Origin of the sequence: Bacteroides sp. 1_1_30, assembly GCF_020982715.1 — a bacterium.
Classification (GTDB): Bacteria; Bacteroidota; Bacteroidia; order Bacteroidales; family Bacteroidaceae; genus Bacteroides; species Bacteroides xylanisolvens.
Map to the genome: position 1 here is coordinate 113,008 of NZ_JAJKHN010000002.1, position 20,614 is coordinate 133,621.

General features: G+C 41.9%; 11 protein-coding genes. 5 read left to right on the forward strand and 6 right to left on the reverse strand.

Annotated elements, in window-relative coordinates; all coding sequences use genetic code 11:
• The first annotated feature begins 32 nt into the window (after positions 1-32).
• The 4 genes from LPH68_RS00975 (at position 33) to LPH68_RS00990 (ending at position 8,003) form a co-directional block, all read left to right on the forward strand.
• A complete protein-coding gene (locus tag LPH68_RS00975; RefSeq protein WP_151923832.1) occupies positions 33-1,841 on the forward strand; it encodes a glycoside hydrolase family 2 protein in 1,809 nt (602 codons plus the stop codon).
• 282 nt (positions 1,842-2,123) lie between these two features.
• Complete coding sequence (locus LPH68_RS00980; RefSeq protein ID WP_004308000.1) at positions 2,124-3,326, forward strand: glycoside hydrolase family 88 protein; 1,203 nt, start codon at positions 2,124-2,126, stop codon at positions 3,324-3,326.
• Positions 3,327-3,477: 151 nt separating this feature from the next.
• Positions 3,478-5,028: a sulfatase gene (locus LPH68_RS00985; protein ID WP_004298319.1), complete on the forward strand. Its 1,551-nt coding sequence runs from the start codon at positions 3,478-3,480 to the stop codon at positions 5,026-5,028.
• A 113-nt stretch (positions 5,029-5,141) separates the two neighbouring features.
• Positions 5,142-8,003: a chondroitinase family polysaccharide lyase gene (locus LPH68_RS00990; protein WP_008641767.1), complete on the forward strand. Its 2,862-nt coding sequence runs from the start codon at positions 5,142-5,144 to the stop codon at positions 8,001-8,003.
• Between the two features lie 139 nt (positions 8,004-8,142).
• On the opposite strand, the gene cysS is transcribed toward LPH68_RS00990, so the two are convergent.
• From cysS to LPH68_RS01015, 5 genes are all read right to left on the reverse strand, one after another.
• Positions 8,143-9,624 carry a cysteine--tRNA ligase gene (gene cysS, locus LPH68_RS00995; protein ID WP_008023995.1) on the reverse strand — a complete coding sequence of 494 codons (1,482 nt, stop codon included), beginning with the start codon at positions 9,622-9,624 and terminating at the stop codon, positions 8,143-8,145.
• Between the two features lie 230 nt (positions 9,625-9,854).
• A complete protein-coding gene (locus tag LPH68_RS01000; RefSeq protein WP_004315541.1) occupies positions 9,855-10,667 on the reverse strand; it encodes a Cof-type HAD-IIB family hydrolase in 813 nt (270 codons plus the stop codon).
• 332 nt (positions 10,668-10,999) lie between these two features.
• Entirely contained in the window at positions 11,000-12,997 is a 1,998-nt protein-coding gene (locus tag LPH68_RS01005) for a PL29 family lyase N-terminal domain-containing protein (protein WP_008023999.1), read from the reverse strand.
• 21 nt (positions 12,998-13,018) lie between these two features.
• Entirely contained in the window at positions 13,019-15,625 is a 2,607-nt protein-coding gene (locus LPH68_RS01010; protein WP_151923835.1) for a DUF4955 domain-containing protein, read from the reverse strand.
• Positions 15,626-15,770: 145 nt separating this feature from the next.
• Positions 15,771-18,611 (reverse strand): DEAD/DEAH box helicase, encoded by a 2,841-nt coding sequence (locus LPH68_RS01015; protein ID WP_008024003.1) that lies wholly within the window; start codon positions 18,609-18,611, stop codon positions 15,771-15,773.
• Between the two features lie 53 nt (positions 18,612-18,664).
• On the opposite strand from LPH68_RS01015, the gene mnmA reads away from it, so the two are divergent.
• On the forward strand, positions 18,665-19,804 hold the full coding sequence (mnmA, locus tag LPH68_RS01020; RefSeq protein WP_009039114.1) for a tRNA 2-thiouridine(34) synthase MnmA: 1,140 nt from the start codon (positions 18,665-18,667) through the stop codon (positions 19,802-19,804).
• 407 nt (positions 19,805-20,211) lie between these two features.
• Here mnmA and LPH68_RS01025 read toward each other — a convergent pair.
• Positions 20,212-20,614, reverse strand: a 403-nt coding sequence (locus tag LPH68_RS01025; RefSeq protein WP_230296836.1) for a transposase, incomplete at its 5' end; no start/stop codon positions are given.

Consider the following 20,614-nt stretch of genomic DNA (forward strand, 5'->3'; position numbering starts at 1 on the left):
TAGTAAAAATACTCTTAATAGAAATAATGTAGATGAGAAAAATTGTATGTTCTTTAGTGATACTTATTAATAGTGTTTATCTATTTGCACAGTGGAAACCGGTTGGCGGTCGAATTATGACGGAATGGGCGGCGAAAATAGATGTTGAAAACGTGTTGCCCGAATATCCCCGCCCAATTATGGAACGTGCTGACTGGATAAATCTGAACGGATTGTGGAATTATGCTATTTCTCCGGTAGGTCAAGCTATGCCACAAAGTTATGATGGTCGGATTTTAGTTCCTTTTGCTGTAGAATCAAGCTTGTCCGGAGTGGGGAAAAGTCTTGGGGAGAAGAATGAACTTTGGTATCAGCGTCAATTCTCGGTTCCCTCCAAATGGAAAGGACATAGGATCTTATTGCATTTTGGGGCTGTTGACTGGAAAGCGGATGTTTGGGTAAATAAGGTAAAGGTGGGACAACATACAGGAGGATTTACTCCTTTTTCTTTTGATATCACGCCTGCCTTGCTGAATGGGGAAAATGAATTGATCGTGAAAGTGTGGGACCCGACTGATAAAGGTCCTCAACCCAGAGGAAAGCAGGTTGGTAAGCCGGGAAGTATTTGGTATACTCCAGTTAGTGGTATTTGGCAAACAGTTTGGCTGGAACCTGTGCCAATCCGGTCGATTGTCAATGTCAAGACGACTCCTGATATTGACAGGAATAAGTTGACAGTAGAGGTTATGACAGATCATCAGATGCTTTCAGATAAATTGGAGGTGAAGGTATTAGAAGGAAAGCAGCTGGTGGCTGTAGGAAGTTCCGTAAATGGTATTCCGGTTGAAATTGCTATGCCGTCTGATGTAAAGTGGTGGTCGCCGGATTCTCCGTTTTTATATGATATGGAAATTTGTCTATATTCAGAAAATAAGTTGATCGATAAGGTTAAGAGCTATACTGCCATGCGTAAATATTCAACGAAACGCGATAAAAATGGAATTGTGCGTCTACAATTGAATAATAAGGACTTGTTTCAGTTTGGTCTTTTAGATCAGGGCTGGTGGCCGGATGGCTTGTATACGGCACCTTCGGATGAGGCTTTAGTATATGATATTCAAAAGACAAAAGATTTTGGATATAATATGATTCGCAAACATATAAAAGTAGAGCCTGCCCGTTGGTATACGTATTGTGATCGTTTAGGGGTTATTGTGTGGCAGGACATGCCGAGTGGCGATAAGAATCCCGAGTGGCAGAATCGGAAGTATTTTGAGGGAACAGAATTTAAACGGTCTGCTGAATCAGAGGCTATTTATCGTAAAGAATGGAAAGAAATTATCGACTGCCTTTACTCTTATCCTTGTATTGGCACATGGGTACCTTTCAATGAGGCTTGGGGGCAGTTTAAAACCCCTGAAATAGCAGAATGGACAAAGCAATATGATCCTTCCCGTTTAGTGAATCCTGCCAGTGGAGGTAATCATTATACCTGTGGTGATATGCTCGATTTGCATAATTATCCCGGTCCGGAGATGTATTTATATGACGCACAGCGTGCAACTGTACTCGGAGAGTATGGAGGAATTGGTTTAGTGCTGAAGGAGCATCTTTGGGAGCCGAATCGTAATTGGGGGTATGTTCAGTTTAGTACTTCCAAAGAAGCTACTGATGAGTATCTGAAGTATGCTAATATGCTGAAGGATATGATTGCACGTGGATTCTCGGCTGCTGTTTATACACAGACTACAGATGTTGAGATCGAAGTGAACGGATTGATGACATACGACCGCAAAGTAATAAAACTGGATGAACAGAATTTGAAGAGGGTAAATACGGAAATTTGTGAAAGTTTAAAGTAAGAAGCCGGATTAGCCATTTGGCTGAACAAGGCAACTCATCTGTAGCCATTCGAATTATAGATATAGTTTGCAATATTATATAATTGAGAAAACAGAATTCAGATACTTTCTTTGTATCTGGACTCTGTTTTTTTGAATATATAATTCTATCCATTCCTTCATTTTTCAGTGAAATGTACCAAAATTGTCCTTCATTTGGATTATTTAGGTCGGTCAATTCTATTTAAATGCACTACTTTTGCCATCAGGAAAATTAATCACTTAACAAATAATCCTTGTATTATGAAAACAATTCTTAGCGCATTAGGACTTTCCCTATTGATCTTTACGAGTTGCGGTGGACAAAAAAAGGTTGAAGTAGACTTTATTCAGGACAACATCGACAACGCTGTGGCACAGAACACAATCCAGACGGACATTATCGAGAAGTCCGGTAAAATCTTGAATCCGAGAACAATCAACGAAGATGGGAGTATCTCTTACATACCGATGGAAGACTGGTGCTCCGGATTCTTTCCCGGTAGTATATGGTTGACTTATAACCTGACGGGTGATAAGAAATGGTTGCCGCTGGCTGAGAAATACACAGAAGCTCTTGATTCTGTGAAATATCTGAAATGGCATCATGATGTAGGTTTCATGATTGGTTGCAGTTATCTGAACGGCTATCGCATGGCAGATAAGAAAGAGTACAAAGACGTCATTATAGAAGCTGCCAAATCATTGTCCACTCGTTTTCGTCCGAATGCAGGCGTTATCCAGTCATGGGATGCCGATAAAGGTTGGCAGGGAACACGGGGATGGAAATGTCCGGTGATTATTGATAATATGATGAATCTCGAACTCTTATTTGAAGCAACAGCTCTTTCCGGAGATTCTACTTTCTACAATATTGCAGTGAAACATGCTGATACAACAATGGCTCACCACTTCCGTCCGGACAACAGCTGCTACCATGTGGTAGATTACGATCCGGAGACAGGAGAAGTGCGTAAGAGACAAACTGCACAGGGATATGCGGATGAATCTTCTTGGGCCCGTGGACAAGCTTGGGCACTCTACGGATACACTACTTGCTATCGTTACACGAAAGACAAGAAATATCTCGACCAGGCACAAAAAGTCTATAACTTCATCTTTAATAATAAGAACCTGCCGGAAGACCTCGTACCATACTGGGATTATGATGCTCCGAATATTCCGAACGAACCGCGTGATGCTTCTGCAGCAGCTTGTACAGCCTCTGCCCTTTACGAACTGGATGGCTATCTGCCGGGCAACCACTACAAAGAAACGGCTGATAAGATAATGGAAAGTTTGGGCTCACCTGCTTATCGCGCAGAAGTTGGAACAAATGGAAACTTTATCCTGATGCATTCGGTTGGCAGTATTCCTCACGGTCAGGAAATTGACGTTCCTCTGAACTATGCTGACTATTATTTCTTGGAAGGACTGATGCGTAAAAGAGATTTGGAAAAGAAATAAGAAATAGACAATGAACGGTAAACAGTGAACGGTGAATGCTTAGCGGATTCTGACGGAACATGTTTACCGTTTATCATTCGCTACTTATTATCTATAACTTTCTATTGACCGTTTGTCATTTACCTGTTTTAATTATTTATCATAAACTATCATGAATAAACCTATAAACCTTCTTGTAGGAGGCTTGACGCTGTTTGCCGCACAAGGTTGCAAGGCTCCGAAGCAAGCGTCCCAACAAGCGGAGCATCCTAATATAATCTATGTATTTCCCGATCAATACCGTAACCAGGCGATGGGCTTCTGGAGGCAGGACGGATTCCGGGATAAAGTAAACTTTGAAGGAGACCCCGTGCATACTCCTAATCTGGATGCCTTTGCACGTGAATCTATGGTCTTGTCGTCTGCACAGAGTAACTGTCCGTTGAGCAGCCCTCATCGTGGAATGTTACTGACCGGTATGTATCCGAACAAAAGCGGTGTACCATTGAATTGCAATTCTACACGTCCGATCAGTTCCTTACGCGAGGATGCGGAATGTATCGGCGATGTGTTCAGCAAAGCAGGTTATGACTGTGCTTATTTTGGTAAACTTCACGCTGACTTCCCGACTCCGAACGATCCCGAACATCCGGGACAGTATGTGGAAGAAAAACGTCCGGCATGGGATGCCTATACACCGAAAGAACGCCGGCACGGCTTTAACTACTGGTATTCTTACGGAACATTTGACGAACACAAGAACCCGCATTATTGGGATACGGATGGTAAGAGACACGATCCGAAGGAATGGTCACCTTTACACGAATCAGGCAAAGTCATTTCTTATCTGAAAAATGACGGTAACGTACGTGATACCAAGAAACCTTTCTTCATAATGGTGGGCATGAATCCTCCTCACAGCCCGTATCGCTCCTTGAATGACTGTGAAGAGCAGGATTTTAATCTTTATAAAGATCAGCCTCTGGATAGTCTGTTGATTCGTCCGAATGTCGATTTGAAGATGAAGAAAGCGGAGTCTGCACGTTATTATTTCGCTTCCGTTACCGGAGTAGACCGTGCTTTCGGACAGATTTTGACGACATTGAAAGAATTGGGATTGGATAAGAATACAGTCGTAATCTTTGCTTCCGATCATGGTGAGACGATGTGTAGCCAGCGCACTGATGATCCGAAGAATTCCCCTTATTCTGAATCCATGAATATTCCGTTCCTGGTTCGTTTTCCCGGTAAGATTCAGCCGAGGGTAGATGATTTATTGCTCTCCGCTCCTGATATTATGCCTACGGTGCTTGGCTTGTGCGGACTGGGTGATTCTATTCCGGCGGAAGTGCAGGGACGTAATTTCGCTCCTCTTTTCTTCGATGAAAAGGCTGAAATTGTTCGTCCTACAGGTGCACTGTATATTCAGAATGTAGATGGTGATAAAGATGAAAATGGATTGGTGCAGACTTACTTCCCTTCTTCAAGAGGTATCAAGACGGCTCAATATACATTGGCGTTATATATCGACCGTGATACGAAGCAATTGAAGAAAAGCCTCTTATTCGATGATGTAAAAGATCCATATCAACTGCATAACCTGCCTTTGGAAGAAAATAAGGAGATTGTGGCACAACTTTGCGGTGAAATGGGAGCTATGTTGAAGGAAATTAATGATCCTTGGTATACGGAAAAGATTCTGTCGGATCGGATTCCTTATTAGCGATTAGTAATTTATAAAACGCTGATTAACTCAAATAAGTGCCAATTTTAGGAGTAAATCTCTGCGACAATAATAGGTGTTAATCCGCATCCGCGTTTAAATTGAAAATAGTAATGAAAAACAGTTGTTTTATAGTATTATTCCTTTTGGGAATCATTCCTTCAGCTTTCGCTCAACTCATCGGATTTGAAGAAGAAGTGCCCGAAGCATTTACAGTTTCCGGAAAGGGAGAAGTGAAAATCTCTTCTCTTTTTTACAAGGAGGGTGAAAGTAGTCTGGAATGGGACTTTCAGCCCGGTTCTACGCTGGATGTTCAAATTGCTCCTTTATCGTTGAATACGAGAAACGAGAAGCAGTTCGGCATTACCTTGTGGATTTATAATGAGAAACCGCAGCAGGATTCTATTCGTTTTGAGTTTCTGAATAAGGAGGGAGAAGTCTCTTACTGGTTCTCTTATCGTTTGCAGGCAGCAGGCTGGCGGGCTTGCTGGATCTCTTTTGAGTATATGCAGGGCGACAAGAAAGATAAGAAGATCGTAGCCTATCGGCTGGTTGCCCCGCAACGGAAGGGACGTATCTTTCTTGACCGTCTGATTTTTCCGGAAAAGAAAATGAATCTTCGTACCACTCCCGACCAACAGTTGCCTACCAATAATGGGCTGTCTAATCGTGACCTGTGGCATTGGTGTCTCGTGTGGAAATGGGAACAACAGTCGTATGATATTCCTCTGCCTTCTAAATTGACAAGCGAACAAAAGAAGGAGCTGAAGACTATCGAACAACGTTTGACTGACTTTCTGGAAGTGAAAAAGGCTCCGCAAGGACCGATTAATGCTGCCTATAAAACATTTGAGAAAGCGGCTATCAGTCCATCCATCGCTGGGACGGGATTTATAGGAACTCCTATTGTTGCTCCTGATGAACAGGACAAGAAGAAAGGAGAAATGTCATGGAACGATATTGAAACGATGCTTTCCGGCTTTGCCTATGATGCTTATTATAACCAGAACGAAACATCAAAGAAAAACTACTTTACCGTATTCGACTATGCTATCGATCAGGGATTTGCATACGGTAGCGGTATGGGTACCAATCATCATTATGGTTATCAGGTACGTAAGATATATACAACTGCCTGGCTGATGCGTGATGCTATCTATAAACATCCTCATCGGGATGCTTATCTCTCCACATTGCGTTTTTGGGCGGCTCTGCAAGAAACTCGTCAGCCATGTTCTCCAACACGTGATGAATTGTTGGATTCCTGGCATACGTTATTGATGGCGAAATTTATTTCCGCTATGATGTTTCCCGATGCAAGGGAACAGGCGCAAGCTTTGAGCGGCTTGTCACGTTGGCTATCTTCTTCTTTGCGTTATACTCCGGGAACGATCGGTGGTATAAAGGTAGACGGTACGACTTTCCATCATGGCGGTTTCTATCCGGGATATACCACTGGAGTACTTGCGACTGTAGGAGAATATATTGCATTTACCAATGGTACAAGTTTTGAACTGACCGAAGATGCGCGCAAACACATGAAATCAGCCTTTATTGCTATGCGCAATTATTGCAATTTCTATGAATGGGGCATCGGAATCAGTGGCCGTCATCCTTTTGGAGGGAAGATGGGAAGCGATGATATCGAAGCATTTGCCAATATAGCTTTATCCGGTGATTTATCCGGTCAGGGAAATACGTTTGATCGTGGTCTGGCTGCTGACTATTTACGTCTGATACGCAATAGTGATACTCCGAATGCGCGTTTCTTCAAGAAGGAAGGTATTCAACCGGCACAGGCTCCACAGGGATTCTTCGTTTACAACTATGGTTCGGCAGGCATTTTCCGTCGTGCGGACTGGATGGTGACATTGAAAGGGTATACCACTGACGTATGGGGCTCTGAAATTTATACGAAAGATAACCGTTACGGACGTTATCAGAGTTATGGCTCCGTGCAGATTATGGGGAAAGGAAATCCCGTGTCACGTGCCGGAAGCGGTTTTGTGCAGGAGGGATGGGACTGGAACCGTTTGCCGGGCACAACTACCATTCATTTGCCTTTCAACTTGCTTGATAGCCCATTGAAAGGAACGACTATGGCACGCTCCAAAGAGAATTTCTCCGGAAGCAGTTCTTTAGATGGTAAAAATGGAATGTTCGCTATGAAATTGGCAGAACGGGATTATGAGAACTTCACACCAGACTTTGTGGCCCGTAAATCCGTTTTCTGTTTTGATAACCGGATGGTTTGCCTGGGAACAGGTATTGCGAACTCCAATGCGGATTATCCTACGGAAACGACTCTTTTCCAGACAAAATATAATGGTAAGGAGCCCAAAGTAGGAGAGGATAACTATTGGCTTCATGATGGTTATGACAATTATTATCATGTAGTGGACGGAACCGTTCGCGCACAGGTGGCAGAACAGGAATCACGGCATGAAAAGACGCGTGAAATAACCAAAGGAAAATTTTCTTCTGCCTGGATAGAACATGGCAAGGCGCCGAAAGAGGGGACTTATGAATATATGGTATTGATACAGCCTTCTGCTTCCGATCTCGACGAACTGCGCAAAACTCCTGCATACGAGGTGTTGCAACGCGATCAGACTGCTCACGTTGTTTATGATAAAAAGACAGGTATCACGGCGTATGCTGCTTTTGAAGCTTATCAGCCTGCCGCTGATAAAGTGTTCGTGGCTATTCCTGCGGAAACAATGGTGATGTATGCAAAGGAATCTGATAAGGGTATCCGTTTAAGCGTCTGTGATCCGAATCTGAATATAGAAGAGAAGACGTATACAACGAAAGAGCCCAGTCGTCCTATTACTAAGGAGATACGGCTTAAAGGACATTGGAGATTGACAAGCCCGATGGAAAATGTCCGGTTGGAACAGCAGGGAGACCAGACCGTACTGACGGTAACCTGTCAGCATGGACAGCCGGTTGAAATGCTCATGGAAAATAAATAATTAGTGAATAAGATAAGAGAAAACAAGAATTTAAAGAGAGGTATTAGTTATCATGTTTCTATGAAAAAAGAGAAGACCGGTTCGTGGTGAGCCGGTCTTCTTTGTATTTGCACGGTGCGTTGAGCACTTTCTTTTCTTATTACTTATTCAGCCTCCATTCGAAACCGTCTTTAGTATCTTTGATTTCAAATCCGAGTGCTGTCAGTGTGTTGCGGATTTCATCGGAAGTAGCCCAGTCTTTGTTGGCTTTCGCTTTCATACGTTGTTCCAGTAGCATATCTACTACCTTACCGTAGGCTGCTTCACGGCCATCAGAAGAACCTTTTTCTTCTTTCAATCCCATGATGTCGAAGCTGAACAGATGGAATGTTTCTTTCAACTCTTTCAGGTCTTCGGCGGATATGGTGGCATTGCCGGCAATGATATTGTTAATAATGCGGGCACCTTCGAAAAGCTGTGCGATGACAATCGGTGTATTCAAGTCGTCATTCATTGCTTCATAGCACTTAGCGCGCAGTTCTTTCACGTTGATTCCCTCTGAAGTTGCCGGTGCGGGAGTAATCTTATCCAATGCGTCAATGGCTTCCATCAGACGTTGCAGCCCTTTTTCGGATGCTTGCAGTGCTTCATTGCTAAAGTCTACCGTGCTGCGGTAATGAGCTTGCAGGATGAAGAAACGGATTGTCATTGGTGTGTAGGCTTGTGCCAGCAGCTTATGAGTACCGTTGAAGAATTCGTCCAAAGTGATGAAGTTGCCGAGTGATTTACCCATCTTGGTTCCGTTGATGGTAATCATGTTGTTGTGCATCCAGTAGTGAACCATGTCATCACCTTGTGAGGCTACCGATTGTGCGATTTCACATTCGTGGTGAGGGAAAATCAAGTCCATTCCTCCTCCGTGAATATCGAAGTGTTCGCCTAGGTATTTGCGTCCCATAGCGGTACATTCGGCGTGCCATCCGGGGAAACCGTCGCTCCATGGAGACGGCCAGCGCATGATATGTTCAGGTTGTGCCTTTTTCCAAAGGGCGAAGTCGGCGGGATTGCGTTTTTCGCTTTGTCCGTCGAGGTCACGGGTGGTATTCAATACGTCGTCCAAATTACGTCCGGAAAGTTTTCCGTAATGGTGATCTTTGTTGTATTTGGCTACATCGAAATAAACGGAGCCTTCGCTTTCATAGGCGTATCCGGCATCCAAAATCTTCTGTACCAGTTGGATTTGTTCAATGATATGTCCTGAAGCATGTGGTTCGATGCTCGGAGAAAGTACATTCAGTGCTTCCATTGCTTTATGATAGCGGTTCAGGAAATATTGAACAACCTCCATTGGTTCCAACTCTTCCAGACGTGCTTTCTTGGCAATCTTGTCTTCTCCGTCATCGGCATCATGTTCCAGATGACCTACATCGGTAATATTTCGTACGTAGCGTACTTTATATCCTAGGTGGGTGAGATAGCGGAATAACACATCGAAGGTTATAGACGGGCGGGCGTGTCCTAAATGGGCATCTCCGTAAACAGTCGGTCCGCACACATACATGCCTACATGAGGTGCATGAAGCGGTACGAACAACTCTTTCTTTCTATCTAAGGTGTTGTAAATGGTAAGTTGATGTTCCATAACATTTTATATTTGTTTTATTGGAACTGCAAAGTTAGTATAAAATCTGAATATGCGCTCTATCTTTGATGAGTTGATTTTAGCTCTTGAGCTGTTTTACTGGTAATATTATTAGTTTCCCGGTATGAAACTAAAAGTTTCACACCGGGGAACCAATGGTTTCATTACGGGAAACCAAAGGTTTCTCACCGAGAAACTAAAATTTTGTCGGCATGAAAGTAAATGTTTGGTTATTGTTGACTGCAAAACTTATCAATAGCTTCTGCTACACCGTCTTCTTCGTTGCTTAGAGTGATGTAATTTGCTGCTTTTTTTACAGGTTCTTGTGCATTTCCCATAGCAATTCCCAGTCCTGCAAACTTAATCATGGATAAGTCATTATAGCCATCTCCCATTGCTATGACTTCTTCTCGTGCTACTCCTATTTCTTTCAATAAGACAGCAAGAGAAAGAGCTTTGTCAATTCCTTGCGGAACTAATTCGAGGAAATAGGGTTCTGAACGGAAAACGTTAATATGTCCTTGTAGCCGGAGACTAAGTTCTGCTTCAAGCGGAATGAGTTTATCTGCGTCTCCCACGATGAGGCATTTGGCTACAGGAAGCGTGATCTCTGTGAGGAAGTCGTTTGTTTCCCGTACTGCCATTTTATTGAGAAAGGCCTCTTTCTGTACGTATGGGTCTTGAGAGTTTTCTGTTATTATATCTGCTCCGTCATAGGTTAATATACTTAGTTGGTGGGTACGGGCACATTCATAGAGCATCGGAACAACTTCATTAGGTAACACATTTTCATATACCATCTCTTTTGTTTCCCAATTGATAATTTCACCTCCGTTATAGGAGAGGATGAAACCTCCGAATTCATTCATCCGTAATTCGTTGGCTAATGGTACAATACCATAAGTAGGTCGTCCGGAAGCTAATACGAGTCGTATTCCTTGCTCTTGTATACGTATTAGAGTTTCCCTGTTGCGGGGAGTGATTTCTTTTTTAGAATTGGTGAGTGTGCCGTCAAGGTCGAGCACGATAAGTTTGTATTTCATGTAGCGTTGTTTTGGGTGCAAAGATAGATTAAAAAAGTTTTTCCGCAAGGTGGTGGGGGAAAAGATGTGGCTTTAGCTAAGCCAGCCATCGTTTGTTCAACTTGGCAGATGTTTTTGTAAAGTATTGAATATTAATAAAGGAGCTTCAGATCTGAGTCGTCGTGCTGTCATGCATCAGATGCAGGGACTTTCTTTTTGAACCAGACTCGTATTTTTCGGATGTAGTAGCTTCTCCTGTTTCTGATTTCTTGATTGATGATATGACATTTAGATAAATAAAAGCCGCATAACTTTCGTTATGCGGCTTTTATTATTAAACTGGTAAAAGAGTTTTATTCAATTGTTGCTCCATAACCAGCTACATCGCTAGCTAATGTAAATATACCATTTACATAATCATATTGAGTAATAGGAGCTGTTGCGTGCTTGGTTATGTTATTACCGCTTGTTGGTTCTTTAACTAAAGAACTTGTATGATAATAATTCCAATTTTTGGTTAAGCCATATACGATATTGTCGGTTACATCTATTTGAGGTGTGCAACTTTCTAAGAAAGAATAATAGTAGGAACCGAATTCTGCTTCCGGACTTACGTCAAAGATATTCTTGCTTATAGTCAATGATGTTCCTTTTTGATATCTGAAGAATATATTGCTACCTATCATGTTGACAAAAGTATTATTTATAATTTCGGCAGAAAGTACACCATCTGATAAAGGTATATTACCAGTAGCCCAGTTTAATATTTGCACGCCTTCTTGAGGTGTCTGGCTATACACTATATTGTTCTTGAAGTTGAAAGTTTTATAATCTCCTAAATTGAAGCCTTTATATATATTTATCAAGGCAATTTTGATAGCATTAACTTCAATACGAGTGTCTTGAACAGAGATGTTGTCTATACCAAAGTAAGTCTTTTGTGCTGCATCGTAATAAATTGGTTTCAAGACATTCGCAATCAGACAGTTGTCAATGCAGATGTCAGTAAAGTCTCCCTTGCTGATAACGCCTGCATTATTTATAAAATAACCAGCATTGCTACCTCCATTGAGATCACTTAAATCTATTTTTATATTCTTAAAAAGTAGCTTTCCTTTGCATGATTTCCAGCAATTAATAGGACGAAGTGTTACTTGCTCGTCATCATATCGACCGATGATAATAACATCATTGCTGATTGATTTTACTCCGGTTGTGGTAAAATTGTGTGCTGTACCTGTGAGGAACAGTATAACAGGTTTACTCATTGTAGCACTAAAGTAAGTGTCAAGTGCCACATCGGCATCTGTTGCATCCAATATTTGTATGTCAGCATCTGAATAAATTTGGTTGTTGATGGTGATGCCGCCGATAGTAATGTCTTTACCATGATCAAAATCGGCTTTATAATCCGTACGATTCTTAATACTAACCTGAATCTTTGCAATCATAGCATACTTTCCACTTGTTGCCAATATCGCAATATCAGTACTGTTATCAGCTGTTGCACGAGTCATCATCTTTGCGCTTGATGCAGGGGCAGTAACAATCAATACATTTTCTTTTCCAGCTTCCTTAGAGAATTTAGCACTCCATCCTTCTGGAGCAGTAATCATTGTATTTTTTACTCCTCTCATGGTCATGGTAAATTCTTTCGTTTCACCTGCAGAAAACTCTTGTATTTGTTCTAAATCTTCAGCCGCAAAACTACATTCAAAGTCGCTGATGATAGGGATACGTATGGTTGGAGCATCCTCACCTGCAAGTACTAAGACCAGTTCGTTGTTTTCTACTGTTACACTCTTGAAGTTTTTGTCTTCTGCCGGAGCGGAACCGTCACCAGTTGCGCTGACTTTGTCAGTAGTTCCTTCTTTGTATATATATTCATAGTTTTTTCCTTCATCATAGCTAACCTGCCAGTAGCCTTCACTATCTACATTAAATGTAGGAGTCTTGCCACTCTCTCCATTAGCTTTCACAGGTTGTCCGTTTACAGTCAGACGCTCCGGAGTTTCATTTTTGTTGTAAAGAACAGTCCAGTAGCCTTCTGAATCGATACCGATAATAGGGCATAACAGGTTATTATCGTTTTTCATATATAGATTTACTGTTTTTCCATTGCTCAAAGTGAGTGTGTAGGAATCAGACTTTTCCTCTATATTAGTAATAAATGTTCCTTCATTATAAAGTTCGCGAAGAGCTTCTGTGTTACTATTTATATCACGTACTTGTGTCTCGAGTGCGGTAACGCGCTTTTTCAGTGCGTCTACATCATCTTCCAAATCGTCAATGTTGGTACATGCTACCAGGCATACAGCCAATAACATGAACATACTCCATACTTTTTTCATGATTATATTGTTTTAAAGTTATTATTTTAAAGAGGATAGCCAGGAAGGAACATATCCCAAACGTTTACGTAATTGAGCCTCATAGAGTGAATATGGTTCCACAGCAGTTCCGTTACTTTCGAGTCGCTTCATTTGAGTAGCATCAAAATCTAAAGGACTTCCGTGGAAACCGACAATGATAGGAGGCATAAATTTCCACCAAAAGCCGTTACTATCCCACCAGGTAAATTTACCTTCTGTATCGATGTCCTGATCTGTTTGTACATTTGTTGCATAGAAATTCCATATTGTCAGATTCTCCATGTGATTTGGCATTTGAGCAGAGTCTCCTCCTTGTCTCCAATGCATGAAACCGCCAGTACAGCAGTCAATTAATGTTGCACGTGGCTGTGTGGCATGTGATTCAAAGCAAGAATCATCTCCCCATTTCACATTCCATATTACAGCACCCATGCTTTGCTTTGAAACACCGCAAGCGTGATATTGACCAACGTTTGTTTTATATTCCATCAATGTGCTTTGACCTTCTCCTTTTCTAAGTGTGTAGCCATTGCTGCTTTCAGTTACTTTTCCAATAAAGATACGGGAAGAAGCTTGCGAGCGGATAGAAGCATGTCCACGATTACCACCAATAGTGATGTCATAAGCAGAACAATTGGCAGAACTTGTGATTGACATGGCTTCACTAACACTTTCAAAATTAACCCGGCGCATCCATGAATTGGTCAGACGTACAAAATCGATAAGCTTAAAACCACCGTCATCTATGTCAGAGCCGTGATGAATAAACTTCTCTTTGGCATGTCCTTTAAATGTAAGGTCTTCTACGCCAACATTGGCATAATTGGCGAATTTATGTACATTCCATCCCCAATCTTTATTAATAGCATGCATGATGGGTTCTTTAAAGGTAATACTGTTACCACTAATCTTTTCAATCTGATGGTATTCGAATATTTGAATACCATTTGTTTTGATATTGGGAGTAATGCCTTGTTGTACCTTAATATCTTGCCATTGATAAGGCGATAGTTCGGAATTAATAACATCATTATCCGTGTTTCCCAACTTGGGGGTTCCCAGTACGAGACATACCCAACTGCCCGCACTTACTCCTGTTAAACTGGCCGTTATGGTTTTGCTGCCTATGGGAGCGTCTTCAGTGATAGCACCAATTGATTCTCCTAATCCTGTATTATGTTTGAACTCCATCATAACAGGAGCATTCCACATTTCCTCAGTAGGTTTGGGAGAATTATTTGCAGCAGTCATTTCGAGTGTTGTTTTGTTTCTTCCGGCTCCTTTTAAAACAATATCACTCATCGATATACGAATCCTGCGATCCTTAGAATCCTCATCTTGTAGAATATAATTCCCTTCTGGGAAGTAGATAATAGCTTTAGCGTTTTCCTTAATATATCGATCTGTCATATTATTGAGATCTTCTTGCTTTGTTTCTCTTGCTATTTTTTCCAGTACCTTCATGAAAGCTGCTCTGTCAGATTTGCCGTCGTTGGGGATAGCCCCATATTGGGGATCTGTAACATCGTATACTTTATATCCTTGTGCTATTAATGTTTCTATTTCAGGAGGAGCTATTTCACCATGTTTATATCCGGCGTATGAAAAGTCCAATAATACATTTTGTTGATCTGCGTTTACAAATTGTTGCCAGGCTTTTGCTCCGGTTTCATTGGAAAGTTGTTTCACTTCAATAGAAACAATACGGATATAATTCTTTGATGAAGTAAGTACAATCTTAATTGTTTCTTCTACGTCTTTTACAACAGTTGCTTGTGGTGTGATAGTTAATAAGTTCTCGGATAAAAGAACATCCCATCCTTTAGGAGCTTGTATTGCAGCTTGTTGCACGTCATTCTGTTCTACTTTATACTCTTTATGGCTTTCATTGGGGGCAAAAACTTGCACAGCTTGTTCACTTTCAGCGTCATTGAGACCATAAATGATCAGTCCGAAGCTGTCGTCTACTGGGAAAGTATATGTTTTTTCACCATCAGCCAGGGTGAATGAGAAAGTATGGTTTGCTTCATTATATTCTACCTTGCTGAATATGCTGGTTCCTCCCTGACTTCCACCTTCGGCCTTAGTTCCTAAGCTTGTATATGTTTGTCCATTATCGTAGCTCACTTGCCAATATCCACTGGAAGATACGCTGATTAATGGAGTTGCCACCACATTGCCTTCTCCATCACGGGGCCAGGCTGATATTTTCTCTCCATCGGCTCCTGGCAGATATTTGAAATCTGTATCATTACTTGTTTTATATATCCAGTAGCCTTCTTCGTCTACGGAAAATTCAGGGACAGACGCTTGTACTGCTTCACTCTCCATGACTTTAATGCTTGTTCCGTCACTAAGTTCCAGCAAATATCCTAAGCCATCTTTAGTCGGAGTAATTCCGATAATGATTTTGTTTTTTTGCATAAGGGCTTGCAGACTGGCAAATGAAGTATTCAGTCCTTCCGTTGCTTTTTCCAAAGCAGCGACACGGTCTTTCAGAGAATTGATGTCTGCTTCCAGGTCGTCTGTTTTTTGGCATGATTGCATGATTGCCAACATGCTGCAAATACCAAATAGTAATAGGTAGGTAATGCTCCTGTTTTTCATACATTTATTATTTCGGGTTATTTATAATTTTCACAGTGACAAAGATAACCGGATAAAATAAGAGTATATGGATAAAAAAATTCAGGAATACGATGAAATAATACATTTTACACACCTCTGTGATAGATTGAGGCTTTATGTATTATTAGAGCAGGTCTACCCATTGCTCATTGCTTAATATAGGCAATGACTCACTGTCGGCAACAAATGTTTCCGCCAGTTTTCGTTTCTCATCTTGCAGATGCAGAATCTTTTCCTCAATGCTGTTTTGTGTAATGAAGCGATAGGCAATCACCTGCTTATCCTGACCGATACGATGGGCACGGGCGATGGCTTGCGATTCGGCGGCAGGATTCCACCAGGGATCTATGATAAATACATAGTCGGCTTGTGTAAGATTGAGTCCCACACCCCCTGCTTTTAGTGAAATAAGGAATGCCTGAACATCTTTTTGCTCGGTGAAATGGGCGATTTCGGAAGGCCGGTTGTTGGTTGCTCCTGTTAATAGGGCATATTTCCAGCCTCGTTCTCGGAAAGCTTCAGCCAAGACCTCCAGATGTTTGACGAATGAAGAGAAAATTAGGACTTTGTGTCCTTCGCTTTGTAATGTATCGAATGTTTCGATTATCTGTGCGGTTTTTCCGGATGTTCCGGTATAATCAGGAAGAATGAGTTGCGGATGACAAGAGAGTTGTCGTAAACGCAAAATGCCATTTAGTACACTAAATGAATGGAGCCTGTTCGTACTTTGAGGGTGCTGGAGAAGTATGTTTCGCAGGCTGTTTTTCTCCTGTTCGTAACACGTGTTCTGCTCTTCAGTCATGTCGCAGTAGATTGTTTCTTCCGTAAGTTCAGGAAGTTCCGGAGCTACCTCTTTCTTGCTTCTGCGGAGGATGAATGGGGCAGTCAGTTGTTGCAACTGCACTCGTACGCGTTCGTTTCCCTGGCGAATCGGCATTATGAACTGCTTTTGGAAAGCACTTTCCGTGCCCAGTAAGTCCGGTTGTATAAAATGAAATTGAGCCCACAGGTCCTTTAATGAGTTTTCGATAGGAGTACCTGTTAGTGCGAGTCGGTGTTTGCTTTGCAGTTGAATTGCCGACCGGAAGGTGAGCGATTCGCTATTCTTGATATTCTGGCTTTCATCGAGCACGACATATTCGAAACGGTAGGAAGAGAGTATATCAATGTTATTTCTCATCATGCCATACGTAGTAAAGATCAAGTGAAAATGACCGAAGAATTTTTCCGGACGTTTCTTGTCTATAGCCACGGTGTTGTTGTATTCCATCATTGAGAGCCCTGTAAAGCGCTTGGCTTCCCGTCGCCAGTTGTGAAGTAGCGATGTGGGGACTACAATTAGGGTAGCGGGTTGTTTGGGAGCGGATGGCTTATATATGTACTGTAGCAGGGTAAGAGTCTGAAGAGTCTTCCCGAGTCCCATGTCATCTGCCAGGCATCCGCCAAATCCTTGTTTATGGAGGTGTACCATCCACGAGAATCCTTTCTGCTGATAGGGGCGTAACGTTGCTTTAAGCGTTCTTGGTACGGCAACGTTATGTATTTGCTGCTTCGCGGGGAATTTTTTCACTCCATCCTCACCCAAAGCTGTCTGTACGGCACCTATAAATGCATGTTTCAACCGAATTCCTTTTTCTGTTTGTACTCCCATCTCCAGTAAGTTCGCATATTTGCTGAACCACTCTTCAGGCAGGAGAATCATACGCCCGTCAGGTAGCAGATATTCCCGCTTTTCTTCGAGGATATGTTTGCGGAAACGTGAAAAAGGAATGCGCAGATTACCGATAACAACAGTGATGTGCAGTTCGAACCAGTCAACCTCATCGTCGCAGCTTTGCTCGATGCGTATCTCATCCAGACAATATAATGCATTCCCTACATTACTGGTAAGGTGAAAGGATTGCTGCAACATCTCCCGATGATTGTTGATCCATTCGACAATTGTCTTTTCCGGAGCTTTGGCGGATAGTTGGAAGTGTGTGGCATTGAGTTGTTGCAGACCGGCATTCGTTAAGAGTTGGACTGCTTGTTCTTCCACTGTAATATTACGCGGGAAAAAGCCGATTTCACCGGATGTTTTCCGATAAATGATTTTCTTCATTTCATTAGCACTATCTGGTGCAAATGTCTGGTCTCCATAGCGGAAGACAAGTTGCAATGCTTGTCCGTTGTATGTGGCATCTTCGAATGAGAGAACAGCTTCACAGGCACATTCTTCTTCAGTAATATTCAAACCGTGAGTCTCGATATCGTGATAACGTGCAATTGGAATAACGATGTTGTCTATGTATTTCTCAATCTGCAAAGCGTCTACGCTAATCGATCTTTTCTTTGTGAAAGGTAAGATACGTGCGCTTTCAATGTGCGGAAAGAAATATAACTCCATTCCCAATAATAGAGTGGCCGGCGAGGAGGTCAGTACAACTACCGGTTTTAACTCACTCAAAGAGAACGGTTGCCCTTCATAATAACACTGCAACTGATAACGGAACGTTTTACTGTCAACATGAAACGTTACGCGAATTTCTACGTCGTGAGGGTTGATATGATAAATATGATGGGCGTATAAGATTTTGCTACCGGCTTGTTTCTGATAAAAAGGCAGTCCATTTTCCCGTATCAACGCCAGCATCTCCAACAGCTTCTTTTCGATGAACGGGCGAATATTATTTTTAATTCGTTCCGGATCTTCGGATAGCTTATGTAGAAAGCGTGATACTGTTTTTTCACGGGAGTAGAGGCCCATCAGATACTTTTCTGTATAGTATGAAGCGATATCGATAGCTTGTCTTTCCGCTTCGCTCATTATGCTCATAGCTTCCGGAGAGGCGTGAAACGCTTGCTCCACTAATTGCAAGGTGCCATCGTTCAGCCTTTCCGCAATATACGGAATCAGCAATATGCCGAGTATCGGATGCTCTGTGAAAACGATTATAACTTGTCCGTTAGTTGGTCTCTCTTTCATTCTCTTTTAGGCTTTAACTGACAAAGATACGGGAAAATACTTAATTTTGCAGCATGATAGAGGAAAACAAACGCGTATTGCTTGGAATGAGTGGCGGTACAGATAGCTCTGTTGCTGCTATGCGATTGCTGGAAGCCGGTTATGAAGTAATCGGGGTAACCTTCCGTTTTTATGAATTGAATGGTTCGACAGAATACTTGGAAGATGCCCGTAATTTGGCAGAACGTTTAGGAATACGGCATATAACATACGATGCCCGTGAAATATTTGCCCGGCAGATTATTGAATATTTTGTGCAGGAATACCTGGCAGGACGTACTCCGGTCCCCTGTACCTTGTGCAATAATTATCTGAAATGGCCTTTGCTTGCTAAGATTGCCGATGAAATGGGAATTTTTTATATTGCTACCGGACACTATGCGCAGAATATACAACTAAATGAAACCTTTTATATAACGTACGCCGCCGATTCGGATAAGGATCAAACCTTCTTCTTATGGGGATTGAAACAGGATATTCTTAATAGGATGCTGTTGCCGATGGGCGATATTACGAAAGCTGAAGCCCGTGCCTGGGCTGCTGAACATGGTTTTCGAAAGGTGGCAACCAAAAAGGATAGTATTGGTGTCTGTTTTTGCCCGATGGACTATCGGACCTTTTTAAAAGACTGGTTGGTCAGAAATGGTCAGATGTCGGTCAGTAATAGTGAGGCATCAATCAACAATAGTCAGACATCGGGCAGCGATAAACAGACCTGGTCTGACAGAATCAGAAGAGGAAGATTTGTCGATGAAAAGGGAAATTTTATTGCCTGGCATGAAGGCTATCCCTTTTATACTATTGGGCAGAGACGCGGTTTGGGCATTCATCTGAATCGTCCTGTATTTGTGAAAGAGATTGATCCTGAAAAGAATGAAGTGATGTTGGCTTCTCTTTCATCGTTGGAAAAAACAGAAATGTGGTTGAAAGATTGGAATCTTGTAAATCAGGAGCGTACTTTAGATCGCTCTGACATAATTGTGAAGATACGCTATCGCAAGCAGGAAAACCATGGCACGATTACCGTCACATCGGATCATTTATTGCACGTGCAGCTTCATGAACCATTAACAGCCATTGCTCCCGGACAGGCTGCTGCATTCTATGGAGACGGATTGCTACTAGGAGGAGGAATCATAGTCAACGCCCGTTAATCTTACATATTGGGAAGATAAACGCTCTGACGCAAGTTTTTTAAAACAAAACTTAGCTTGCTAATCGACATAACTAAGGCACGGATTACACGAATAAACAAGGAAAGAGAATAAACTTATCCATGTAATTCGTGTAATCCGTGCCTGAAAGAAATCGGAGAGTTGTTTTGACGCTCTCTCCTTAGGGATATTCAGTAAATGTTCCTCTTTCTAAAAAATCAAGAGAAAAGCTTTGCTTTACGTGAGCTTTTCTCTTGATTTTTTCGTTCAACTCTCCCAGTCTTCTATCTTTTTTGTAGAATATTGTTTACATATTCTTATTTTTTCCTTCCCACCCATGCATTATGTACATGTCTTTTTTAGGGGAAGTTAAAACCTCTCCTGTTTTTCCTGTTATTTTAGTTAGATTATGCTGCCTTTCTTTTTTTCTTTTCGACCTTTTCTATCATACATACCGCATTGGCTGTATGTATCCCAAAGAAAATCCAAAGTACTTCCGTTTTCCTGTTTCTAGCTTTTATCCTGGCCAGTGAGTAATGTTGTTTCTGCGTTCCAAAACTTCCTTCCAGGCGGGTAGCTCTTTCACGGCTGAGTTCCGACCGTAAGATTTTCCGAAGCGGCTCATCTTTGGCAGCTCTGCCCTTACGCTTAAAGGAAGTACTTATATGATATTTTGTACAAAATTTCCGGTTGGCATTATTGGCATAGATTGAATCCGCCGCAAGCGCCTTAACCCTAACCCCGGTCAGTTGTTGTTGCAGATGAATACAGTCTTTCAAACGTACTCCTTCGTTAAAAGCCTTAAAGGAG